At 63.2% G+C, this 21624-nt stretch carries 24 protein-coding genes; 7 read left to right on the top strand and 17 right to left on the bottom strand.

All coding sequences use genetic code 11. From position 1 onward, the window contains the following. The first annotated feature begins 4 nt into the window (after positions 1-4). On the top strand, positions 5-1135 hold the full coding sequence (locus DVR09_RS03000; protein WP_115415621.1) for a serine hydrolase domain-containing protein: 1131 nt from the start codon (positions 5-7) through the stop codon (positions 1133-1135). On the opposite strand, the gene DVR09_RS02995 is transcribed toward DVR09_RS03000, so the two are convergent. From DVR09_RS02995 to pdxH, 3 genes are read right to left on the bottom strand one after another with little or no spacing between them, the layout of a single operon-like run. Then, positions 1132-1929 carry a PhzF family phenazine biosynthesis protein gene (locus DVR09_RS02995; protein WP_435867804.1) on the bottom strand — a complete coding sequence of 266 codons (798 nt, stop codon included), beginning with the start codon at positions 1927-1929 and terminating at the stop codon, positions 1132-1134. The genes DVR09_RS03000 and DVR09_RS02995 overlap by 4 nt on opposite strands. Then, on the bottom strand, positions 1926-2861 hold the full coding sequence (locus DVR09_RS02990; protein WP_115415620.1) for a cation diffusion facilitator family transporter: 936 nt from the start codon (positions 2859-2861) through the stop codon (positions 1926-1928). The genes DVR09_RS02995 and DVR09_RS02990 overlap by 4 nt, the downstream gene beginning before the upstream one ends. Then, on the bottom strand, positions 2858-3466 hold the full coding sequence (gene pdxH, locus DVR09_RS02985; RefSeq protein ID WP_115415619.1) for a pyridoxamine 5'-phosphate oxidase: 609 nt from the start codon (positions 3464-3466) through the stop codon (positions 2858-2860). Before pdxH ends, DVR09_RS02990 begins: the two co-directional genes overlap by 4 nt. A 201-nt stretch (positions 3467-3667) precedes the next feature. Here pdxH and DVR09_RS02980 point away from each other — a divergent pair, with 201 nt between their 5' ends. Genes DVR09_RS02980 through fabI form a run of 3 tightly spaced genes read left to right on the top strand, consistent with a single transcriptional unit; the run spans position 3668 to position 6447 of the window. After that, the gene (locus DVR09_RS02980) at positions 3668-4621 is read left to right on the top strand and encodes a DnaJ C-terminal domain-containing protein (RefSeq protein WP_115415618.1); all 954 of its coding nucleotides are present in this window, start codon (positions 3668-3670) and stop codon (positions 4619-4621) included. A gap of 3 nt (positions 4622-4624) precedes the next feature. Beyond that, positions 4625-5641 (top strand): YihY/virulence factor BrkB family protein, encoded by a 1017-nt coding sequence (locus tag DVR09_RS02975; RefSeq protein WP_115415617.1) that lies wholly within the window; start codon positions 4625-4627, stop codon positions 5639-5641. Continuing rightward, positions 5638-6447, top strand: a complete 810-nt coding sequence (gene fabI, locus DVR09_RS02970) for an enoyl-ACP reductase FabI (protein WP_115415616.1) — start codon at positions 5638-5640, stop codon at positions 6445-6447. The genes DVR09_RS02975 and fabI overlap by 4 nt, the downstream gene beginning before the upstream one ends. A 101-nt stretch (positions 6448-6548) precedes the next feature. Here the strand turns inward: fabI and wecC are convergent, their stop codons facing one another. The 7 genes from wecC to DVR09_RS02935 all read right to left on the bottom strand — a co-directional run bounded on the left by wecC (position 6549) and on the right by DVR09_RS02935 (position 12846). Beyond that, on the bottom strand, positions 6549-7814 hold the full coding sequence (gene wecC, locus DVR09_RS02965; RefSeq protein ID WP_115415615.1) for a UDP-N-acetyl-D-mannosamine dehydrogenase: 1266 nt from the start codon (positions 7812-7814) through the stop codon (positions 6549-6551). Positions 7815-7882: 68 nt separating this feature from the next. Then, positions 7883-9007 (bottom strand): non-hydrolyzing UDP-N-acetylglucosamine 2-epimerase, encoded by a 1125-nt coding sequence (wecB, locus tag DVR09_RS02960; protein WP_115415614.1) that lies wholly within the window; start codon positions 9005-9007, stop codon positions 7883-7885. Positions 9008-9048: 41 nt separating this feature from the next. Further along, a complete protein-coding gene (locus DVR09_RS02955; protein WP_115415613.1) occupies positions 9049-9639 on the bottom strand; it encodes a hypothetical protein in 591 nt (196 codons plus the stop codon). A 92-nt stretch (positions 9640-9731) separates the two neighbouring features. Further along, a complete protein-coding gene (locus DVR09_RS02950; RefSeq protein WP_115415612.1) occupies positions 9732-10259 on the bottom strand; it encodes a demethoxyubiquinone hydroxylase family protein in 528 nt (175 codons plus the stop codon). Beyond that, positions 10256-10732 (bottom strand): disulfide bond formation protein B, encoded by a 477-nt coding sequence (locus tag DVR09_RS02945; protein WP_115415611.1) that lies wholly within the window; start codon positions 10730-10732, stop codon positions 10256-10258. Before DVR09_RS02945 ends, DVR09_RS02950 begins: the two co-directional genes overlap by 4 nt. Before the next feature lie 15 nt (positions 10733-10747). Then, positions 10748-12088 carry a S41 family peptidase gene (locus DVR09_RS02940; RefSeq protein WP_115417752.1) on the bottom strand — a complete coding sequence of 447 codons (1341 nt, stop codon included), beginning with the start codon at positions 12086-12088 and terminating at the stop codon, positions 10748-10750. A gap of 104 nt (positions 12089-12192) precedes the next feature. Further along, positions 12193-12846, bottom strand: a complete 654-nt coding sequence (locus DVR09_RS02935; RefSeq protein WP_234041531.1) for a murein hydrolase activator EnvC family protein — start codon at positions 12844-12846, stop codon at positions 12193-12195. A 187-nt stretch (positions 12847-13033) separates the two neighbouring features. On the opposite strand from DVR09_RS02935, the gene DVR09_RS02930 reads away from it, so the two are divergent. Beyond that, positions 13034-13477, top strand: a complete 444-nt coding sequence (locus DVR09_RS02930; RefSeq protein WP_115415609.1) for a hypothetical protein — start codon at positions 13034-13036, stop codon at positions 13475-13477. Here the strand turns inward: DVR09_RS02930 and DVR09_RS02925 are convergent. From DVR09_RS02925 to DVR09_RS02915, 3 genes are all read right to left on the bottom strand, one after another. Beyond that, the gene (locus DVR09_RS02925; RefSeq protein WP_115415608.1) at positions 13424-13846 is read right to left on the bottom strand and encodes a 23S rRNA (pseudouridine(1915)-N(3))-methyltransferase RlmH; all 423 of its coding nucleotides are present in this window, start codon (positions 13844-13846) and stop codon (positions 13424-13426) included. The two genes, DVR09_RS02930 and DVR09_RS02925, sit on opposite strands and share 54 nt — an antisense overlap. 130 nt (positions 13847-13976) lie before the next feature. Then, complete coding sequence (gene rsfS, locus DVR09_RS02920; protein WP_115415607.1) at positions 13977-14396, bottom strand: ribosome silencing factor; 420 nt, start codon at positions 14394-14396, stop codon at positions 13977-13979. A 57-nt stretch (positions 14397-14453) separates the two neighbouring features. Further along, the gene (locus DVR09_RS02915) at positions 14454-15116 is read right to left on the bottom strand and encodes a nicotinate-nucleotide adenylyltransferase (RefSeq protein WP_115415606.1); all 663 of its coding nucleotides are present in this window, start codon (positions 15114-15116) and stop codon (positions 14454-14456) included. 255 nt (positions 15117-15371) lie between these two features. On the opposite strand from DVR09_RS02915, the gene DVR09_RS02910 reads away from it, so the two are divergent. Together DVR09_RS02910 and DVR09_RS02905 are read left to right on the top strand one after the other, a co-directional pair. After that, positions 15372-16529, top strand: a complete 1158-nt coding sequence (locus tag DVR09_RS02910; protein ID WP_435867803.1) for a M23 family metallopeptidase — start codon at positions 15372-15374, stop codon at positions 16527-16529. Positions 16530-16545: 16 nt separating this feature from the next. Next, the gene (locus DVR09_RS02905; RefSeq protein WP_115415605.1) at positions 16546-16929 is read left to right on the top strand and encodes a bactofilin family protein; all 384 of its coding nucleotides are present in this window, start codon (positions 16546-16548) and stop codon (positions 16927-16929) included. Between the two features lie 105 nt (positions 16930-17034). Here the strand turns inward: DVR09_RS02905 and DVR09_RS02900 are convergent, their stop codons facing one another. The 4 genes from DVR09_RS02900 to DVR09_RS02885 form a co-directional block, all read right to left on the bottom strand. Further along, positions 17035-18708, bottom strand: coding sequence for a long-chain-fatty-acid--CoA ligase (locus DVR09_RS02900; RefSeq protein WP_115415604.1), 1674 nt, complete (start codon positions 18706-18708; stop codon positions 17035-17037). A 95-nt stretch (positions 18709-18803) separates the two neighbouring features. Then, positions 18804-19529 carry a DUF1013 domain-containing protein gene (locus tag DVR09_RS02895; RefSeq protein ID WP_115415603.1) on the bottom strand — a complete coding sequence of 242 codons (726 nt, stop codon included), beginning with the start codon at positions 19527-19529 and terminating at the stop codon, positions 18804-18806. Between the two features lie 104 nt (positions 19530-19633). Beyond that, complete coding sequence (locus tag DVR09_RS02890; protein WP_115417750.1) at positions 19634-20620, bottom strand: glycosyltransferase family 4 protein; 987 nt, start codon at positions 20618-20620, stop codon at positions 19634-19636. A gap of 92 nt (positions 20621-20712) precedes the next feature. Next, on the bottom strand, positions 20713-21597 hold the full coding sequence (locus DVR09_RS02885; protein WP_174223714.1) for a UDP-2,3-diacylglucosamine diphosphatase: 885 nt from the start codon (positions 21595-21597) through the stop codon (positions 20713-20715). Between the last annotated feature and the right edge of the window lie 27 nt (positions 21598-21624).

Genomic DNA, 21624 nt, shown 5'->3' with positions numbered 1-21624 from the left:
GGTCATGACCACGCGGACCGCCCCCCTTATCGCGCTTGCCCTCGCCACCTCAACCCTTGCGGCATGCGGCTCCCCCGGTCCCGTCGAAGAGCCGCCGCTCAGCCAAGAGGCGCTGGCAGCGGTAACCGCCGACCCCGGTGCGCCGACGCGGCCGCTGGCACGCGCGGCGGACGATCTGTTCACGCTCGACGGGCTTGGCGAGACCCGCGCCCTGATCGTCTATCACGGCGGCAAACCGGCAGTGGAGCGTTACGCTCCTGGCTATGACGAGACCACCCGCTTCGTCAGTTGGTCGATGGCCAAGACGGTTACCGCCCTGATGATCGGTATGCTGGTCGCGGACGGGCAATTGCGCCTCGATGCGCCCGCCCCCGTCCCGCGCTGGCAGCGCACGGGCGATCCGCGTGCCGAAATCACCTTGCGCCACCTGCTCCAGATGCGCGCCGGCCTCGAACACACCGAAGCGGGCGACCCGCCCTATGAAAGCGGCGAGGTGCGCATGCTGTTTCTCGACGGGCGCGACGACATGGCCGATTACGCCACGGCCCAGCCGCTCGAAGCCGAGCCGGGCGAACGGTTCGAATACTCCTCCAACACCACCGTTATACTTGCCGATATTGCCGCACGCGCGCTGACCGACAGCAAAGACCCGGATGAACGCCGCGAGGCCGTGGCCGACTATCTCGAAGCGCGCCTTTTCGCACCGCTGGGCATGACCAGCGCGGTGCCCGAATTCGACCGGGCGGGCACGCTGATCGGCGGCAGCCTGATCCACGCTACGGCACGCGACTGGGCCAAGCTCGGCGAGCTGTTGCGCAACAAGGGCTCGTATCGCGGCGAACAACTTGTTCCCCGCCAATGGGTCGATGAAATGATCGAACCGAGCCCCAAAAGCCCGCATTACGGCCTTCAGACTTGGCTCAACCGCCCTCTTCCCGAAGGCGAGGAACACCCGCTGTTCCCCGACCGCGCGCCGCATAGCGCCTTTTCGCTGATCGGCCATATGGGGCAATACGTCTTCGTATCGCCGACGCAGAAGCTTACCGTGGTACGGCTTGGCCATTCGAACCGCGAGGAACGGATCGCGATGCTCCGGCAGCTTGCCGATGTGATCGAACTCTATCCGGAAACCTAGGGCAGATAGAAGCTGCCTTCGACCACAGTCACGCAGGATCCGCTGAGCACCGCCTTTTCGCCGTCGCGGCGGCAGATCGCATGCCCCCCGCGCCGCGAGGCCTGGAAGGCGGTGAAATCGTCGCGCCCGAGCCGCTGGGTCCAGAAATAGGTCAGCGCAGCATGGGCAGAGCCGGTGAAGCTATCCTCGTCCACACCGCCGCCGGGAACGAACACGCGGCTGACCACATCGGTGTCCCGCCCTGGCGCGGTGCAGATGAACTGGTCGTTCCCGAGCGCGCGCAACCCCCGCAAATCGGGATCGAGCGCGCGCACCCGATCTTCACTGTCGAACAGGTAAATGCCGTAGCGATCGGGGCTGAGCCAGACCTCCTGCGCCGGCGCGCCGATCAGCGCGACCGCTTCGGCCCATTCGCCCGGCTGGGTGCGGATCAGCGGCAGGGCGAGTTCATAACCCGCATCCGCCCGCGACACGTCGAGCAAACCCGCCTTGCGGGTGCGGAACGTCACGCGATCGCCGCCATCGCGGGTCAGCAGGACGTGCCCGCTGGCCAATGTCGCATGGCCGCACAGCCGTACTTCCTCGGTAGGAGTGAACCAGCGCAGTTCCCAATCGGCCGCACCGCTCTTGTCGCGGACCACGAAAGCGGTTTCGGCGAAGTTGTTCTCCTCCGCAATGGCCAGCAAAGTGGCGTCATCGAGCCAATCCTCAAGCGGCATCACCGCTGCCTGGTTTCCGGCGAAGGGCCGGTCGGCGAAGGCATCGACATGCCAGTATGGTAGCGCGCGCATCATGCGTCCTTCTCAAGCTTGGCGAACTCGTTTTCCTCGACCAGCGGATTGTCGGGCTCGTCGACATGCCCTTCGGGATCGATATGGATGAGCAGCTCCATGCACGGGAATTTGCAGCAGAGGTCTCCTTCTACTTTCTCGATTATTACGTGAGCTTGCTCGATCGTCATGTCCGGCGGCAGGTCGACATGGAACTGGACGAAATCGCGGTTGCCGCTGGTGCGCGTGCGCAGATCGTGCAGGTTTGAAAGTTCGGGATGCGCGGCCGCCGCCTCGATGAAAGCCAGCCGCTTTTCTTCTGGCCATTCGCGGTCCATCAAGTCATCGACCGCTTCGCTCATCCCGCGCCACGCGCCCCGAGCAAGCCATGCGGCAATAGCCAGGCCGAAGAGTGGATCGGCGACCCCGAAACCGAGATACTGGTCGAATATCAGAGCTGCGATGACAGCCAGGTTGAGGAACAGATCCGATTTGTAATGCAGGTGATCGGTCTGGATCGCGAGGCTGCGCGTCCGGTTCATCACATAGCGCTGCCATCCGAGCAGGGCGAAAGTCAGCGCGATGGCGATCAGGGAAACGGCGATCCCTTCCCCGGCGGCCGCGGTCTCGCCCTGTCCGGCAAGCTGCATGATCGCCCGTACCGCGATGCCGAAGGCCGACAGCGCGATAAGCATGACCTGGAAGATCGCTGCCAGCGCCTCGGCCTTGCCGTGGCCGAAACGGTGATCCTCATCGGCAGGCCGGGAGGCGATCCACACCCCGGTAAGCGTCGCGAGGCTGGCGATGAGATCCAGCGCCGAATCGGCAAGGCTGCCGAGCATGGCGGTCGACCCGGTGCGCCAGCTGGCCCAAGTCTTGAGCGCGACCAGCACCAGCGCGACCGAAATCGAGGCCATGGCCGCCGATCGGGCAAGAAAGGCGCGATTATGGCTCATGGATACAGCAGCGTATTGGTCCACGGGTCACTCGCGTCATCGCGGGAAAACAATCGGCGGTCGTGAAGGCGATACTGTCGATCCCGCCAGAATTCGATCCGGCGCGGGCTCAGGCGGAAACCCGTCCAGTGCGGCGGGCGCGGAATGTCACCATCGGGATAACGCGCCTCTACCGCCGCAACCCGGTCGAGATAGACCTGCCGGTCGGGCAGCGGGCGTGACTGGTCGCTGGCGGCGGATCCGATCTGCGAAACACGCGGGCGCGAATGGAAATAGGCGTCCGCCTCGGCTTCGGTTACTTCATCCAGCGGGCCTTCGAGGCGAATCTGGCGGCGCAGGCTCTTCCAGTGGAACAGCAAAGCAGCACGCCTATTGGCACGGATCTGCTCTCCCTTGCGGCTTTCCGCATTGGTATAGAAGACGAAACCATCGCTACCGTAGCCTTTCAACAGCACCATGCGGACCGATGGGAAACCATCGTCGGACGCTGTTGCCAGCGCCATCGCATTCGGGTCGTTGGGTTCGCTCTCCTTCGCTTCGGCAAACCAGACTTCGAACAGGGCGAAGGGGTCGCTTTGCGGGATGGCGCTTTCATCGTTCTGCATCGGGACAGATCCTACAGAATGGAACATTTGGATTACAGTTCAGGAGCAAAACACGCCGAGACCCGTTCTTGCCCCGGAATCCGCTACGAACGGGGAAGGTTTACCGTCCATGCCATGGCCCCTATCGCCAATCGGTCTCCTAGGAAACCGCTCACGCTTGCGTAGCCGCGCTGTGATGCCTAGCTAACACGCCAAATGGTCATGAACACACCCGATCCCTACACCATACTTGGCGTTGCGCGCGGAGCGTCCGAAAAGGACATCAAAAGCGCCTATCGCAAGCTCGCCAAGGAACTTCATCCCGATCGCAACAAGGACAATCCCAACGCGGCCGAGCGCTTCAGCCAGGTCACCAACGCCTACGACCTGCTGTCCGACAAGGATAAGCGCGCGCAATTCGACCGCGGCGAGATCGATGCCGATGGCAATCCCGCCAACCCCTTTGCCGGCATGGGGGGCGGAGGCGGATTCCGCCCGAACGGCGGCCAACACGGCTTCCGGGCGGAGGATTTTCAAGGCTTCGGTAACGACCAGGTCGATCTGGGCGATATTTTCGAAGGGCTGTTCGGCGGCCGCGGCCCGCGCGGCGGAGGCAACCCCTTCGGCGGTGCGCAACAACACCGCCCGCCACCACGGAAAGGGGCCGATATCGCCTATAAGCTTCGGGTGCCCTTTGTGGATGCCGCCACCCTCAAGACGCAGCGCATCACGCTGTCCGACGGGAAGACGGTCGACCTGAAATTGCCGAAGGGCGTCGAAACCGGCACGCAAATGCGCCTCAAGGGCAAGGGCGAACAAGGCCCTGGCGGCGCGGGCGACGGCTTGGTGACGATCGCGATCGACCGACACAAACTCTACAGGCGCGACGGCGACGACGTGCGGTTCGACCTGCCGATCACCTTGGATGAAGCAGTGAACGGCGGCAAGGTCCGCGTACCCACGGTCGACGGTCCGGTCATGATGACAATCAAGCCCGGCACACATGGCGGCACCGTATTGCGCCTGAAGGGCAAGGGGTTCACGCGCAAGAATGGCACGCGCGGAGACCAGTTGGTGACGCTCGAGATACAATTGCCGGATAATCTGGACGAACTTGCCAAGCGGCTCGAGGGGTGGAAGGACACCAGCGATCCGCGGAGCAAGCTAGGGGTCTAGCCCTTGTCGCCAAAACCAATTCCGGAAAGTCAGGAACGCGAGATCCAGTCGCTGTCTCCCGAGCAACGCCGGAAGGAAGCGGGCAATCTCAGGGGTCGTATCGAGAACCGTGTCGGCCCCGGAACCCGCGTGTGGAAAATCGCAAAGCGCACCTTTGTCGGCACCTATAATGACGGTTTCATTCACGCCGGGAACCTCGCTTATCTGTCGATGCTGGCGATCTTCCCCTTTTTCATTCTCGGCGCGGCGATCTTTTCCGCCTTTGGCGAGGAGGCGGAACGCGCGGCGACGATCAACGCCGTCCTCTTCGCCCTGCCGCCCATGGTCGGCAATGTCATCGAGCCGGTCGCGCGCGACGTGATCGAAGCGCGCAGCGGCTGGCTGCTATGGGTCGGCGCGCTGATCGGATTGTGGACCGTAGGCAGTCTGGTGGAAACCATCCGCGATATCCTGCGCCGCGCCTATGGCACGCAGGCGACACATGCATTCTGGAAATACCGGCTGCTGTCCTCCGGCGTGATCCTGGCCGCGGTATTCCTCCTCCTCCTGAGCCTGATCGCGCAATTCCTGATCGGCACCGCGCAGGAAGTCATCGAAGCCTATTTTCCCCAGCTGGTGGACAGGGTGGTGGCGCTGCGCCTGTCCCGTATCGTGCCTTCGCTCGGCCTGTTCGGTTCGCTCTACCTGATCTTCTACTCGCTCACCCCGTCGAAATACCGGCGCAAGCGCTATCCCAAATGGCCGGGGGTATTGTTGACCACCTTCTGGTGGATTTCGGTCACGACGATCATGCCCACGGTGCTGCGCAATTTCTTCGCCTACGATCTCACCTATGGCGGATTGGCGGGTGTGATGATCGCGCTGTTCTTTTTCTGGCTTGTCGGGCTCGGGGTGGTTATCGGCGCGGAACTGAATGCCGCGCTGGCCGAAACGCCGGAAGAGAAACTGGCCGAGGAAACCGACGAAGGGCGCAGGGCAGCGCTGGCAAGGGAAATGGAAGAAGAGGAGCACGCCGGATGAGCGGGTTGATGGCAGGAAAGCGCGGGCTGATCATGGGGCTCGCCAATGACAAGTCTCTGGCCTGGGGCATCGCGCAGCAGCTTGCCCGGCACGGGGCGGAACTGGCGTTCTCCTATCAGGGCGAAGCGCTCAAGAAGCGCGTCGGGCCATTGGCGGAAAAGCTCGGGAGCGATTTCCTGATCGAATGCGACGTGTCCGATATGGCGGCACTCGATACCGCCTTCGACACGCTCAAACAGCGCTGGGAGACGATCGATTTCGTCGTCCACGCCATCGGCTTTTCGGACAAGAACGAGCTACGCGGGAAATATGTCGATACCAGCCTCGACAATTTCCTGATGACGATGAACATTTCCGCCTATTCGCTGGTCGCGGTGGCGCAGCGGGCGGCGACCATGATGCCCCATGGCGGATCGATCCTGACCTTGACCTATTACGGCGCGGAAAAGGTCATTCCGCATTACAACGTGATGGGTGTGGCCAAGGCTGCGCTGGAAACCAGCGTGAAATATCTCGCCAACGACCTTGGGCCGCAGAATATCCGCGTCAATGCGCTGAGCGCGGGTCCGGTCAAGACCTTGGCCGCGAGCGGCATCGGCGATTTCCGCTATATTCTGAAATGGAACGAGCTTAATTCGCCCCTGCGGCGGAATATCACGATCGACGATGTCGGCGGGTCGGGCCTGTATCTCCTGTCCGACCTGTCATCGGGCGTGACCGGCGAGACGCACCATGTCGATGCGGGCTATCATGTTGTCGGCATGAAGCAGGAAGACGCGCCGGATATCGCGTTGGACAAGGGCTGAGTGTCCTCACTAAGTCATTGCGAGCATGGCGAAGCAATCCAGTCCGGACCGTTCTGGATTGCCGCGTCGCCTGCGGCTCCGCGCAATGGCTATGAATTGGTCTATGCCGCGTCGGGCCAGATCCCGCGCGTATCGTAAACGGCCTTGTCCCGCCGCTCTTCGGGCGGAATGACCTTGAAGACATCGTGATCGACCAGCGCGACGAGTACGCCTGATTCCTCCAGCGCCGTATCGATGTCGACGAGTTCGGCTCCGGTGCCGTCGAATTCCCTGGGCAATTCGCTCGCATAGGGTTCGACCACCTGAATGCGCGCCCCGAATTCCCGGGCAAGGCCTGCCGCGACATAGCGCGCCGGGCTCTCGCGAAAGTCGTCGATATTGGCCTTGAAGGCCAGGCCCAGGCAAGCGACCTTGGCGTCCGGATTGGCTTCGATCAGCGCTTTCGCACGGGCGAGAACGTGGTGCATCTTGGCATCGTTGACCTCGCGCGCCTGGCGGATAATCTTTGCTTCTTCGGGCGCACCGTGGACGATGAACCACGGATCCACCGCGATGCAATGCCCGCCGACGCCCGGGCCGGGCGTCAGAATGTTCACGCGCGGATGCCGGTTGGCGAGGCGGATAACCTCCCACACGTCGAGGCCCTGCTTGTCGGCGATCATCGACAGTTCGTTGGCGAAGGCGATATTCACATCGCGGAACGCGTTTTCGACCAGTTTGGTCATCTCGGCGCTGCGCGCATCGGTGGTGACGCATTCGCCCTTCACGAACCGCTTGTAGAAAGCGAGCGCCTTCCTCGCGCAGCGCGGCGTGATGCCGCCGATCGATCGATCGTTATGCGTCAGTTCCTCGAGGATCTTGCCGGGCAAGACGCGCTCGGGACAATAGGCGAGCGATATGTCAGCTCGGTCGTCCGTGAGGCCCGGCATGGCGAGATCGGGGCGCTTTGCCGCGATCGCATCGCGCATCGCTTCGGTCGTGCCGACGGGCGAGGTCGATTCGAGGATCACCGTGTCGCCCTTCTTGAGCACCTCGGCAACCTTCTCGGCCGCGGCCATGACATAGGAGGTATCGGGTGTGTGATTCCCATCCTTCGCGAAGGGCGTCGGCACCGCGATCACGAAGACATCGGCCGGTGCGATCTCGGTCGAGGCCTTCAGCAGGCCGCGCTGGACCACCGCCTGCACCAGCCCGTCGAGATCGACTTCCTCTATATGTATTTCACCGCGATTGATGGTGTCGACCACGGTTTGGGTCACGTCGACCCCGTGCACCGGGCAGCCCGCGCGCGCGATGATCGCGGCGGTGGGCAGGCCGATATAACCGAGGCCGATGACGCAGACTTCGGGCTTGGTGTCACCACGCATGAATGTGTATCCCTGAACCGTTCACAAGCGGGTCTAGCGCCTGTCGGTAAATTTTACAGTAACGACGATCAGGCGGATGCGAGAAGGTCCGCGATGCGGGCCGCCGAGTGCCCGTCACCGAAAGGATTGTGGGCGCGGGCCATGGCGGCATAGGCCGCACCGTCATCGAGCAGGCGGTTGGTTTCGCGCACGATAGTGTTCGTATCGGTACCGACCAGCTTTGCGGTTCCGGCCTCGACGCCTTCCGGTCGTTCGGTGGTTTCGCGCATGACAAGCACCGGTTTGCCCAGGGCAGGCGCTTCCTCCTGCACGCCCCCGCTATCGGTGAGCATTATGTGACTGATATCGAGCAAACGCGCGAAATGCGGGTAATCTAGCGGCTCGATCAGCGCGACATTGTCGAGACCGACAAGCTGTTCTTTCATCACGGCGCGCACATTAGGGTTGAGGTGCACCGGGAAAATAACCGCAACGTCATCACGTGAAGCTATATCTTTAACCGCATTGGCGATATTTTGCATGCCCTCGCCGAAATTCTCGCGGCGATGGCTGGTCATGCCGATAATCCGTTTGCCCGAGAAACGCGCCTCGAGGTCGGCGAGGCCGCAAGCAAGCGATGGCTCCTGGGCAATTCGCGCAGTCACCCACTGGAGCGCGTCGATCACCGTGTTTCCAGTGACATGGACGTTTTCCCGATCGACGTTTTCGCGCAGCAGAGCCTCGCGCGCGGTTTCGGTCGGCGCACAATGGAGCGCGGCGAAGCCGCCGACCACGCGGCGATTCACTTCCTCGGGCCAGGGGTGGTAGATATCACCGCTGCGCAAACCCGCCTCGACATGGCAGACGGGGATTTTCCGGTAATAGGCAGCGAGAGCCCCCGCCATTACCGTGGTGGTATCGCCCTGGACGACCACCCAATCGGGCTTCTCCTCGTCAAGCACGGCGCCGATCTCGACAAGCGCCCGCGCGGTCAGCGCATCGAGCGTCTGCCCCGGCGTCATCAGGTCGAGATCGTGATCGGGCACGATCCCGGCGATATCGAGCACCTGATCGAGCATCTCGCGATGCTGCGCGGAAATGCACACGCGACTTTCGAAACGCGGATCGTCAGCGAGAGCGTGGACCAGCGGGAACAGCTTGATCGCTTCGGGACGCGTCCCGAAAACGGTGAGGATCTTGCGGGGCGTAGCCATGCCCGCCCTAGTAAGGGCAAATGGTTAAGCGGCGATAGACCTCAGAGCTGGCTTTCGTCGCTATCGGGTTCGGTCCGGGGCTCGGGCTCGGGCAACGCCTCTTCCCCCGGCACTTCGGCCGCGCGTTCGCGTTCGAGCCGCTCCATATATTCGCGTTCGATCATCTCGACCCGCTCCTGCTCGGCGGCGGCATCCTCGTCGATCGTTGCCAGACGCTTCGCGCGTTCGGCAGCGATGATCTCGCCGAAGCGTACGCCCGCGTCATTGGCCTTGTCGGCATAGGCGGCGTTGATCATTTCCTGGGTGCAGCCGGTGAACCCGCCCGCGCCGGTCGGCGAACACGACATGGTACCGAAATCGCCCACCATTTCGAAGCTTTCCACGCGTTCCGCCCAGGACTTGTTCTCCGGACTGTCCGAGAAGCGCAGATTTTGCGGGATGCGATAGCGCTCGTCTTCGGATTTCCGCGCACAGACGACGATGACGTCTTCCGTGCTTTCCGGGCATTCGTCGTCTCCGTAGACGATCACCATATTGTAACTGTCGTCATCTGCGACGGTGCTTTCCTGCGCCTGCCCGATTGCGGGGACAGCGAGCGCAAGGCTGGCGATGGCAATCAACGGTTTCGACATGTCGGTCCTCTTGGCGGATTTCGTGCTGGGGCAATAGACGCCCGATGGGGTGAACTCTCGGTGAAGCATTGCTCGTATATCGGTCATTCCGCTCACACGCGCTCCGAAATGCGGATTGCGGCGCGGCAACCGAGGCGGATGAGGCCGGACAGCAGCGGATAGGCGGGCGCGCGTTCGGCACCGGCGGCAAGCGCTGCGTCGCGGTGTTCGCGCTCATCCTCGCGGAATTCCTCGATCATCGCGGCCAGTTCGGGGTCTTCGCCCGTCTCATGCAATTGGTCGAGCTGCTTCGAATAATGATCGTCGATTTCGGTTTCGACCGCGGCGGTACAGGCCATGGCCGCTTCCGGGCCAATCAGCGCGGTCACCGCGCCCAGGGCGAAACCCGCGCGGTCCCAGAATGGCTGAAGCGCGGTCGGGCGCACACCGCGGCGCGCCATCAGCGCATCGAATTTCTCTCGGTGCCCGACTTCCTGTTCCGCCATGCCGGCGATCTCGGCCGAATGAGGCCCGCGGTCGCCCATGACGGCAAGCTGGCCTGCATAAATACGCGTTGCGCCGAATTCCCCCGCCTGATCGACGCGGATCATACGGGCGATATGGTCGGGAACCTTGGTCATGCGCGGCGATCCTTCGCCAAGAGCCCCAGCACCGCAAGTCCGCCAGCCGTCGAGATAAGGAAATTATAGCCGGCCAGGCTGATGCCGAACAGCGTCCAGGCCGGTGCGTCGCACCGCACCAGCGGTGTGTTCATGATGTCTTCCAGCGCATTGCCGCTGCCGCCGCCCGAAACCACCGCGCAGGATGTGATCCCGGGCCACCAGCCGTATTCGACCCCGGCATGGAACAGGCCGATCGCGCCCGATGCAAGTATCGCCAGGGCGGCAAGGGCCGTCCAGACCCGCGCCGGGGGAATGACGAAGGCGATCAGCGCGAGCCCAACGGCGGCAAAATGCGGCCAGCGCTGCCACCAGCACATTTCGCATGGGTAGAGGCCGAACCCATATTCGGAAATATAGGCGCCGCCCAATAACAGCGCGGGCGAGGCAAGAGCCAAGCCACGGGCGAAACGGGCGTTCTGCGAAAGGTCCATGGGGCGCGATGTAGCCTATTTCGTCCGCGCGGCAATGCTCTTCGGGCTGGTCCGGCGCAGCGTTTCCAGCGCATAGTGCAACTGGAAATCCTCGATACCCTTCTCCTTCAGCTCTTCCGCTGTCTGGAGAAAGCGCGGATCGTCACGCTTGTCCTTTTCCACCGCGTCATCGTCAATGCCGAGCTCGTTGATGAGATGGCCGCGCAGATCCGATTCGCGCATCTGGAAGCGCGAACGCTTCGCAAGATCGGGATCGGAAAGCTGCGGCACGGTAATATCCGGGGTAATCCCCCCCTCCTGAACCGAATGGCCCGACGGCGTATAATAACGCGCCGTCGTCAGCTTCAGCGCTGCATCGCGGCCCAGCGGCAGCAGCGATTGAACGCTGCCCTTGCCGAAGCTGCGCTCGCCCATGACCACCGCGCGGCGATGGTCCTGCAACGCACCGGCGACGATTTCCGATGCCGAAGCGGACCCCGCATCGATCAGCACGACGATTGGGAGCCCTTCGGCTATGTCGCCGCGGAACACCGTTTCCGCATCGTAGGTGATGTTCTCTCCCCGGGCGCGGCCACGCTGCGAGACGATTCGTCCGTCGGTCAGAAACAGATCCGACAGCGCCACCGCTTCATCCAGAGAACCGCCGGGATTGGACCGCAGATCGAGCACGAGACCGTTGAGACGCCCCGTAGCCTTGCTCCGCAGGCCTTCCCACGCGGCAAAGACATCGCTGCCGACATCGCGTGAGAATTCGTTGATCATGATGTGGCCGATATTGCCGTCCTGCAGTTCCCAGGTGACGGGCTCGAGTTCGATCACGCCCCGCGTAACGGTCACATCGAAGGGCTCGTCGCGGCCGGGACGGAAGATGGTCAGATCGATCGACGTTCCCGAACGGCCGCGCATCTGCGCAACGGATTCGTCCAGCTTCTGCCCGACGATCAGCCGCCCGTCGAGGTGCGTGATGAAGTCGCCGGCCTTGATCCCCGCCTCGTCGGCCGGACTGCCACGGAAGGGCGATATCACCTTCACCGCGCCATCTTCGGCGACGACCGACAGGCCCAGCCCCGAATAGTTCCCGTCGATCATGGTCTCCAGGCGCTGGAGATCGCTGCCGTCGAGATAACCCGAGTGGGGATCGAGCGCGGTCAGCATGCCGTCGATCATGCCGCGCACAAGCTTGTCGTCATCGACCGGCTCGACATAGCTTGTCTTGATCCGTTGGTAGACCGCCAGGACGCGGGCGAACTCCGGACCCGCGCGCCCCTCGACCTGCGCCAGGCTGGCAGTGGTCGCAGGGATCAACGCGACCGCAGTCACGAGAGCAGCCGAGCGGGCGAGTGCGGCGAACTTCAACGGCATGAAAACTCCTTTGCGCGGACCATATTATCGCTTGTCGGCGCTGAATGCCACATGAGCATGGCGGGTATGCCGCGGGGAAGCGATTTTCGACCGGCGATCTATCGCAGGTGGTCTAGCGGGTTCACCGGCTCGCCGCCATGCCTCAGCTCGAGCGTCACTTCGCCGCGCTGCGTTGGGGCGAGACCGAGCGGTGAGCCTGCCGTCACATTCTGTCCCACCGCAACATCGAGAATTTCGAGACCGGTGACGAGCGTGGTCCAGCCATTGGCGTGCTCGATAATGACGATTCTGCCAAAGCCGCGATACGGCCCGGCGAATCCGACACGCCCCGCCCCGGAGCGACGACTTGCGCGCGTGGCCGGGCCGCGAGTGCGATCCCGGCCTGTCGCTGGCCGCTGGCGCTCGCCTCGCCGAAACCCGCGGTAATCTCGCCCGCGACAGGCAGCAGGTAGCGCGCTGGCGGTTCGGTGGCGCTGGGTTCGGGCTGGGCGGCGTGACGGCGACCCTCGCGGCCCCTGGATCGGCGGGGCGCGGCACCGGGCCGGGCAGCATGGCAAGTCGTTCGCGCAGCGAGCCCGCCGCTTCCAACCGCCCCACCAGCTCGTCCAGATCGATCGCCTGCTCGGCAAGGACGAGAGCCCGCTGCGCCTCCCTATCCGCGCCGCCCGCGGCCTGGCGCGCCCGCAGTCGTTCCTGCTCGGCGAGGGCGACGAGTTCCTTTCGCCGCCGGAGCAGCACCGCCTCGCTTTCACGCCGATCGGCCAGCGCTTGGCGCGCCTCTGCCTGCAAGGTCCGCGCACGTTCCAGATCGCCGCGCAGGGCCGACGTTTTTTCGCGCACAAGAGGAATGGTGCTGTCGAGCACCGCGCGCGTGTAAACGAGATCGCGCAAACTGCCCGGTTGCAATGCAGAAAGCGCCAAGGGGCGGCTCGACATCGATTGAAGCGCCGCGGTCAGCCGGACGAGCGGAGTCCGCCGACGGGCCAGCTTGCGATCGAGCATGCGCTTCTCGCGATCGGCCAGCGCCAGCCGCGCCTCGGACGCCGCGATCCCGGCTTCGGCCTGTTGCACGCGCGCCGCCAGCGCCGCCGCCTCGGCCCTGGCCTTTTCCGACGCTTCGCGAGAGCGCGCCGCGCGCTGTTCCAGCCGCTCGCCCCGCGCCCGCGCGTTACGTTGCTGCTGACGCGCGGCGTCGAGCGCCTCGCGCGCCTGTTCCACCGCTTCGAAGCGGACCGGGGCCTGCGCGATCGCAGGCAGACTCAGCAGGCCTGCCAAGGTCAATCCGGCGATGACGGGGAGGCGGCGGTTCATGGCCGCGTTTCTGCCCTATCATCCACTGCGATGATAGGGGTGGCCGGCAATTATGGTCGTTGCGCGATATAGTTGTTCGGCAAGCATGGCGCGGGCCAGAAGGTGAGGCCAGGTGGCCTTGCCAAAAGCCAGCAAGAGATCGGCCTCATCGCGGTCCTCTTCCGGATGCCCGTCCGCCGCGCCCAGCATGAAGCGGCATTCACGTATGCCGTCATCGCGCCAGCGCCCCAGTATTTCGGCGAGTTTCTCGGACGAGAGATCTCTTCCGCGCTCGTCGAGAAGCACGGTCCGGCAGGGTGTTTGCGGTTCGGGAACACGCCCCCCGGTATCGGGCAACTCGGTATATTTGGTCGGCCATGTAAGGCGCTTTTCATAGCGCGCGACCAGTTCGGCCTCGGGCGACCGACCGATCTTTCCTCGGGCAATGACGTGAAGAAGAATGGCTTCGCTCCTCCAGACCGGCGGTCATCCGGCCCCTTCCGGGTCGGCCAGGACACCCGTTCACCCGCAAGCGCTCGGCGGAGAAGCGGCGTCGGGAATGCGGCCCCACAAAGGGGCTGCGAGAAACGGACTAGGCCGTGCCAGCCACGGGTGGCGCGTCGCCAAAAGCCCACATGCGCTCGAGGTTGTAGAAGCTACGGACCTCCGGGCGGAACAGGTGGACGACCACGTCGCCGGCGTCGAGCAGGACCCAGTCGGCAGCGGGAAGCCCTTCGAGCTTTACCGGCCCGAATCCCGCCTGTTTAACCTTTTCGGCAAGTTTCTGCGCCATCGCTGCGACCTGACGGGTCGAACGCCCCGAAGCGATCACCATGTGATCGGCGATCGAGCTTTTGCCTTCGAGATCGATGGTCACGACTTCCTGCGCCTGATCGTCGTCGAGCTGTTGCAGCACGAGTTTGAGCAGCGGATCGGTTGTAGCGTCAGCCAAGTTGATCACCTGGGCGGGTTCGGTCCCGGATGAAGCCGGGCCTGTATGCGCCTGTGTCATAGGCGGATGCGATACTCCTGGATTGAGAGGCTCGGGCCATGGAAGGAACAACGCGCATCATGGCGCGGTGGTTTCCTCCCCCGACAAAATCATACGATGTGTCACTTGGTCCCTCGGAGGCGGCCCGGTGTAACGTGCGGCCCAATCGGGATCGGCGCGGCGAATGGCCGTGGCCGATCGTTCATCGGGATCGAAACGCAATATCACCAGTGCCGGTGCGCTCCATTCGCCCCTGTTCACGAAGCTGGACAGGGGCACGGAAAAGCGCCTCAGCCAGGCCATCGCGGGGCTCGCGATAGCACCCGCATCATAACCAGGTCGGGCGATGACCGCAATCGGCATCCTTCGCGCGATCCCCCGCCAGTCCTTCCAGCGGTGGAACTGCGCGAGATTGTCCGCCCCCATCAACCACACGAATTCATATCGGGGGTAGCGCCGACCCATCGCACCGAGCGTATCCACGGTATAGCGCGTTCCCAGCTCTCGTTCGATCGCGGTCACGCGGATCGGCGCGCGCCTGGCCTGGTCCATGGCCGAACGGACGCGGGCATCGAGCGGCGCCATGCCCGCTTTGGGCTTGAGCGGATTGCCAGGCGAAACCATCCACCAGATTTCATCGAGCGCGAGGGCGCGGAGGACGAATAGCGAAATCCGCCGATGGCCGCCATGCGCCGGATTGAAACTGCCGCCCAACAGCCCGATTCGCCGCCGAACGTGCATCAAAACCCACTCCGGATTTTTTTGTCGTTTTTATACAATGGGTTGACAGACCCTGTGTTGGCGCAAGCCAAGTCTTTGGTAAACCACGATTTACGCTTTGGCTCCTCGCATATTTCAGAGACCGGGTCGCCATCGAACGACTCGTCCCGCTTAAGCTTCAACTCGTGGATTCTTCGGGAACCGCGATTCGATTTCATCGGCAACCTTTGTTAGCGCTCGGCCCGGGACGTTAAAGACCATAAGGGACGGGTCGTTTTGAGCAACAAGATTGCCACGAGTGGCTGGGGGAGCCGCGTGCGAAGCTGGTTTCCCGATCGCGAATTCTTCATGCGATCGGAAGGGCAGGTTCGCTTCATCACCATTTCGTCGAAAGTCCAGATAACCGTCGCCGCCATCGCTTTGGCGGCGCTGATCGTTTGGGCCGTTTCGATGGCTGTAGCTGGCTGGACTCAATATCGGGCGACTGCCGATCGGCTTTCCTTGCTCGACCGCGAAGCGAAGGTTGCCACCGCAACCGAGCGTGTGAACGCTTACCGCGAAGACATCGATGCTGTCGCGACAGACCTGGTGAAGCGCCAGGAATTCATCGAGGACATGGTTTCCTCGTTACCGGATGATGTGAAGTCGGTCGCCAAGGTGAGCAATTCGGCGGGTGAAGCTGCCGCCACGGTCGACAAGGTCAGCCTGTCGATTCCAGAGGCCACCGCACTTGCGCGGATCGAAGCCCGCCAGCTTGCTTTCGTCGAAGGGCTGACCCGCTATGCGGACTGGCGCGCCCAGCGCGCTGCCGCCGCGCTTAAGTCGCTTGGCCTCAATCCCGACACCATGATCCGCAACGCCGACCGCAGCGCCATGGGTGGTCCGCTGGAAAAGCTCGTGACCAGTGCCGATGGCACGATCGACCCGCGTTTCGAGCGGCTCGGCCTGTCGATCGCGCGGATGGCGGCACTCGAACGTGGCCTCGCCGGTATCCCGCAGGTCACCCCGGCACGCAAGGACATGATTTCGAGCGGGTTCGGCTATCGGCGCGATCCCTTCACCCGCCGTGGCGCCATGCATAAGGGTCTCGACTTCAAGGGCGCAATCGGCACGCCGATCCGCGCCGCTTCGACCGGTCGCGTCAGCTTCGTCGGCTGGAAGGGTGGCTATGGCAAGACTGTCGAGATCACGCACGGCAATGGCCTGATGACACGGTACGCCCATATGTCGCGCTTCGAAACAAAGGTGGGTCAGCGCGTGGAAGCGGGCGACACCATTGGCGCGATCGGCAATACCGGCCGATCGACCGGACCCCACCTCCATTTCGAGGTTCGCATCAATAATCGCGCGGTCAACCCGCGCACCTTTCTGGAGACTGCCCCCAATGTTCTCGAAGAAATCCGGCGAGCTCCCCAATTCGCCTCAGCCGAATAATCCGGGACGCGAACGCATGGCCAGCAAGGGCAATTCCACTTTTTCCGTCTTCGGTTCCGACACTGCGATCACCGGCGATATCAAGGCCTCCGCAGACCTGCACATCGACGGATCGGTAGAGGGCGACATCAGTTGTTCCTCGCTGGTCCAGGGCGAAACGAGCAGCGTCAAAGGCGCCATCGAGGCTGAGAGCGCACGCCTTGCAGGCACGATCGAGGGCTCGATCGCGGCGCGCGAGCTGGTCATTCTGAAGACCGCCAAGATCACCGGCGATGTCTTTTACGATGCGCTTACGATCGAACAGGGCGCACAGGTCGAAGGGCGGTTCGCTCACCGCGACGCGCGGGCCAAGACGCCCGCACAGTCTGCGGGCAAGCCGGAACTCGCCGTGGCCGGCTGAGCAGGTTAAGTTTGGAGGGGATGAGGGCCGCCTGCGCAACGACGCCGGCGGCCTTCTCTTTGCATTCCGTCGGGGCTGCCCGGCTTCCCGCAGGAACGCGCCGGTTCAGTCCAGAACTTCGGCGCGCAAGGCTTTGCGGTCGAGCTTGCCGATCATCGTTTTCGGCAAATCGGTGCGGATCACGACCTCATCGACCCGTTCATGCTTGCCGATACGCGCGTTGAGCCAGCCGCGAAGCTCTTCCGCGGTTGCCTGCCCTTCTGTCTCCAGCGTGACATAGGCCACCGGCGCTTCGCCCCGATACGCGTCCGGACGGCCGATAACCAGCGCCTCCTTGATCGCTTCGTGTTCCACCAGCACGTCTTCGACCTGGCTGGGAAAGACCTTGAACCCGCCTACCGCGATCATGTCCTTGATACGATCGACGATCTGGAGAAACCCGTCTTCGTCCATTGTCGCGACGTCGCCGGTACGCAGCCACGTCTTGCCGCGATGCTCGATGAAGACCTCTTGGGCGGCCTCGGGCCGATTCCAATACCCCTGCATGACTTGCGGGCCATGAAGCGCGAGTTCTCCCGGTTCCCCGTCAGCTACGACAATCGCGGGATCCTCCTTGTCGAGCAGCAGAACCTCGGTCTGCATCAGGACCTGGCCGATGGTTCCGGGCTTGCGCGTCCCTTCATAGGGATTGGCCGAGACCACGCCCGCGCTTTCCGTGAGACCGTAGCCTTCGACCAGACGCACACCCGTCGCCGCCTCGAATTTTTCGCGCAAGGGGCCGGGCAGCGGTGCGCCGCCCGAGATGCATATTCGGAGGCTGGAAAGATCGGTCTTGGCCAGATCCGGATGGTCGAGCAACGCCTGGAACATGGTGGGCACACCGGGAAACCCGGTCGCGCCATATTTCTCTATCGTTTGCAGCACTTGCTTGGTTTCGAACCGCGGGACCATCGCGATCGACGCCCCCGTCACGACCGCATGGTTGAGCAAGGCCGTGTTGGCGAAGACGTGAAAGAAGGGGAGCGCGCCCATGAACACTTCGTTCGCCGGATCACCGAACGGGTTGAGACCGGCGGTTTGCTGCGCATTGATGGAAAGGTTCGCATGGGTAAGCATCGCGCCCTTGGGCGTGCCGGTCGTCCCGCCCGTATATTGAAGAAGCGCGAGCGACTGCGGATCGACCGTCGGAAGCTGTCCGCCTGACCTTTCGCCCTGCTTCAGCAAATCGTTCCAGCGGAGAATATCCGCGCGATAATCGACCTTCGCCACTTTGCTGCGTGCGAACAGTCGCAGGGCGATTCCCTTGAGCCTGGGGAGCATTTGCGAGAGCGAGCTGACGACCAGCGTTTCAAGCTCGGAACCGCGCAACACCTCTTCCGCCGTTGCGTAGAGTTCGGGCACATCGACGGTGACGAGCAGACGCGTGCCGGAATCGGCAACCTGCTCTTCCAGTTCCTCGACCGCATAGAGCGGAGAGAAATTGACCACCACGGCCCCCGCCATCATCGCCCCGTAATAGCCCACCACGTAGCTCGGCACATTGGGCAGGAACAGGCCGACACGATCCCCTTCGGCGATACCCCGCGCCTTGAGGGCATGAGCGAAAGCCCGCGCGTCGCGATAGAGTTCGGAATAGCTGTATGTGCGCCCGAGGAAATGCAGCAATGGCGCAGAGGGAGAGGCCTGGGCTGTCCGCGCGAACATGTCGGGAAGCGCGATCGGTTCGAAACGCGTATCCCATGCGACCGGGTGGTAGTTCGGCAACTTGCTTACATCCATGTCAGTAACATGGAGTATTGCGCTTTAAACGCAAGTAAAAAGGCGGGAGAAGCTCATGCCTCTCCCGCCTCGTGAGATACTGGGTGCCCTTGCTGTCAGGCTTCGCCGGTTTCCCCGGCCTCGTCGGCCTCTTCCGCTGCGCGCTTGGCTTCGAGCCAGGCGGCGGCCTCGGCCTCCTGCGCCGCTTCGGCGGCGGCCTTTTCATTGGCGTCGCGTTCGGCGCGCAGTTCCTCGATCAACTTGTCGCGATCGCTGGTGCCGGTCGGTGTCGCCGGAGCGGTCTCGTCTTCGACCGGCAGATTCTTGGCTGCCTTCGCGACCACCGCATCGAGTTCGCGTTGCGAACACAGGCCGAGCGTGACGGGATCCTTGGGCTGGATATTCTGGATGTTCCAGTGGCTACGCTCGCGAATCGCCGTGATCGTATTGCGGGTGGTGCCGATCAACTTGCCGATCTGTGCATCGGAGATTTCCGGATGGCTGCGCAGAATCCATGCGATGCCATCGGGCTTGTCCTGCCGTTTGGAAACCGGTGTGTAGCGCGGTCCCTTGGTGCGGCTGACTGCCACAGGTGCGCGCTGCATCTTCAGCTTGTATTCGGGATCGGCCTGGCCCCGCTCGATCTCTTCCTGCGTCAGTTCGCCCGAGTGGACAGGGTCGCGCCCGGTATATTTGCTGCCCGCGAGATCGTCGGCCATAGCCTGCACTTCGAGCAGGTGGAGGCCACAGAATTCGGCGATCTGCTCGAAGGACAGACCGGTGTTGTCGACCAGCCAGGTGGCGGTCGCATGCGGCATCAGCGGTTTGGGTTGGTCGGCCATGAACGTGCCTTTTCTCGTCATGCGAAAATAGAAGGGCCGCCCCTCGCGGGACGGCCGTTATCGTGCCGATGTAGGCGAGAGTGGCGGATTGGGCAAGCGTTTCGCTAGGCAGCGGGCAGTTCTTCCCTCTCCAGGGTCGCAAGCCCGTCGAGAAACTGGCCGGTGGCCGCAGTCCAACTGAAGCCGGCTCCATATTCGGCGCAAGCCCTGCGGTCGCAAAACAGGGCGGCGGCAATCGCCCGGTCGAGGTCTTCGCTCAGCGCCCCCACCTCGTCGGTCACGATATCGCGCGGTCCGGGAACCGGAAAGGCTGCCACCGGAATGCCGCAGGCAAGCGCTTCGATCATGACCAGGCCGAACGTGTCGGTCCTGCTGGGAAACACGAAGACATCCGCCCCTGCATAGCAACCGGCCAGATCGCGGCCGGACCGCCGACCCAGAAAATGCGCTTCGGGAAATCTGTCCTTGAGCGAGGCGAGCGAAGGCCCGTCGCCGACCACGACCTTGCTGCCGGGATAGCTGCTGGCGAGAAAGGCCTCGATATTCTTCTCTACGGCGACCCGCCCGACATAAAGCTGGATCGGTTTCGGCAGCCCCGCATATTCGGGCGGCGGCGGCGCATCCGGCGTGAAGCAGGCCAGATCGACTCCCCGGCTCCAGCGGTGCAGCCGCGCGAGGCCGTGAGCGCGCAGTTCTTCGCAAATGCTCTCGGTCGCCACCAGCACGCGTTTGGCCGGGCGGTGAAACCAGCGAATGTAGTGCCAGAACCACTCGACCGGCAGGCGAGTGCGTTTGGCCAGATAATCCGGGAACTGCGTGTGGTAGGCGGTGGTGAAGCATATTCCGTGGCGGGCACAATGACGCCGTGCCGCCATGCCGAGCGGTCCCTCGGTTGCGATATGGATCGCCTCCGGAGCAAACTCGCGCAAGCGGGTCGCGACCGCTCCCGGCAGGGCCAGCGCAAGCCGGATCTCGGGATATGTCGGGCAAGGAACCGATGCGAACTGGTTGGGAGAGATCACCATCACGTGATGGCCTTGCCGTGACAGTTGCTCGCAAGTCGTGGTCAGAGTTCGCACCACGCCGTTCATCTGCGGCAGCCAGGCATCGGTAACGATAGCGATCCGTTGCGGAGGCGTGGGCGGGATCCCCGCGGTTCGGGCCGGCGCCGCGATCGACAAGGTCACGCCGCCTCCCGGACTTTCGTCTTGGCGTCAGTCCGCCCCGTTTCGCGCCGCGCGACTTCTTCGGGCCAATTGAGGATTTCCATGGACCCGTCGAAATGCTCCACCAGGGCATTGCACCCTTCCACCCAGTCGCCATCGTTCCAGTATTCGACACCGTCGAAAACACGGAACTCGGCGGTGTGGATATGGCCGCAGACGACACCGTCGACCCCGCGTTCGGCCGCTGCGCGAGCGACCACCTCCTCATATTTCGAGATGAACTCGACCGCGTTCTTGACCTTGTGCTTGGCGGCCTTGGAGATAGACCAATAGGGAAGACCCAACCGGTTGCGCGCGGCCGCCACCCAGTTGTTGAGCTTCATCATCAAATGGTACGCCGCGTCGCCGATGAAGGCGAGCCAGCGGTGCGCCAGCATGATGGTATCGAATTCATCGCCGTGCAGCACCATCAGGCGCCTGCCATCGGCAGTGGTGTGAAAGGCCGCGCGCATGATTTCGACCCCGCCGAAGTTCATGCCGCTGAAGGGCCGCACCATCTCGTCGTGATTGCCCGGAATGTAGATGATCCGCGTACCGCGCCTGGCACGCCGGAGAATGCGCCAGACGATGTCGTTGTGCTCGGCAGGCCAGTAGAACTTTTTCTTCAGCCGCCAGCCGTCGATGATATCGCCCACAAGATACATCGTTTCGCTGTCGGTGTGATCCAGGAAATCGATCAGCAGCTCGTGATTGCACCCCTTGGTGCCAAGATGCACATCGCTGATCCAGATCGTGCGGAACTTGCGCCTTTCGCCAACGACCCGTTCGGGCACGCTGGGCTTGATCGACGGAAAATTCGCAACCTTGTGGGCAACGTCGAAGTTTCTGGGCAGATCATTCATGGTCATGGCCCCCGACCAGTGTCGGCA

It is taken from the genome of Erythrobacter aureus (assembly GCF_003355455.1).
In the GTDB taxonomy this organism is placed as follows: domain Bacteria; phylum Pseudomonadota; class Alphaproteobacteria; order Sphingomonadales; family Sphingomonadaceae; genus Qipengyuania; species Qipengyuania aurea.
The sequence above is the reverse complement of the archived record's forward strand: the minus strand, read 5'-3'. Positions and strand labels throughout refer to the sequence as shown.

Excerpts from the sequence above, each read along its gene's own strand:
- DVR09_RS02955 (WP_115415613.1), bottom strand. The coding sequence starts at position 9,639 with ATGTCGAAACCGTTGATTGCCATCGCCAGCCTTGCGCTCGCTGTCCCC.
- DVR09_RS02915 (WP_115415606.1), bottom strand. The coding sequence starts at position 15,116 with ATGCACGTTCGGCGGCGAATCGGGCTGTTGGGCGGCAGTTTCAATCCG.
- wecB (WP_115415614.1), bottom strand. The coding sequence starts at position 9,007 with ATGGCTACGCCCCGCAAGATCCTCACCGTTTTCGGGACGCGTCCCGAA.
- DVR09_RS02980 (WP_115415618.1), top strand. The coding sequence starts at position 3,668 with ATGAACACACCCGATCCCTACACCATACTTGGCGTTGCGCGCGGAGCG.
- DVR09_RS02905 (WP_115415605.1), top strand. The coding sequence starts at position 16,546 with ATGGCCAGCAAGGGCAATTCCACTTTTTCCGTCTTCGGTTCCGACACT.
- pdxH (WP_115415619.1), bottom strand. The coding sequence starts at position 3,466 with ATGCAGAACGATGAAAGCGCCATCCCGCAAAGCGACCCCTTCGCCCTG.
- DVR09_RS02945 (WP_115415611.1), bottom strand. The coding sequence starts at position 10,732 with ATGGACCTTTCGCAGAACGCCCGTTTCGCCCGTGGCTTGGCTCTTGCC.
- fabI (WP_115415616.1), top strand. The coding sequence starts at position 5,638 with ATGAGCGGGTTGATGGCAGGAAAGCGCGGGCTGATCATGGGGCTCGCC.
- DVR09_RS02885 (WP_174223714.1), bottom strand. The coding sequence starts at position 21,597 with ATGAATGATCTGCCCAGAAACTTCGACGTTGCCCACAAGGTTGCGAAT.
- wecC (WP_115415615.1), bottom strand. The coding sequence starts at position 7,814 with ATGCGTGGTGACACCAAGCCCGAAGTCTGCGTCATCGGCCTCGGTTAT.
- rsfS (WP_115415607.1), bottom strand. The coding sequence starts at position 14,396 with ATGACACAGGCGCATACAGGCCCGGCTTCATCCGGGACCGAACCCGCC.
- DVR09_RS02990 (WP_115415620.1), bottom strand. The coding sequence starts at position 2,861 with ATGAGCCATAATCGCGCCTTTCTTGCCCGATCGGCGGCCATGGCCTCG.
- DVR09_RS02890 (WP_115417750.1), bottom strand. The coding sequence starts at position 20,620 with ATGAACGGCGTGGTGCGAACTCTGACCACGACTTGCGAGCAACTGTCA.
- DVR09_RS02995 (WP_435867804.1), bottom strand. The coding sequence starts at position 1,929 with ATGATGCGCGCGCTACCATACTGGCATGTCGATGCCTTCGCCGACCGG.
- DVR09_RS02900 (WP_115415604.1), bottom strand. The coding sequence starts at position 18,708 with ATGGATGTAAGCAAGTTGCCGAACTACCACCCGGTCGCATGGGATACG.
- DVR09_RS03000 (WP_115415621.1), top strand. The coding sequence starts at position 5 with ATGACCACGCGGACCGCCCCCCTTATCGCGCTTGCCCTCGCCACCTCA.
- DVR09_RS02895 (WP_115415603.1), bottom strand. The coding sequence starts at position 19,529 with ATGGCCGACCAACCCAAACCGCTGATGCCGCATGCGACCGCCACCTGG.
- DVR09_RS02950 (WP_115415612.1), bottom strand. The coding sequence starts at position 10,259 with ATGACCAAGGTTCCCGACCATATCGCCCGTATGATCCGCGTCGATCAG.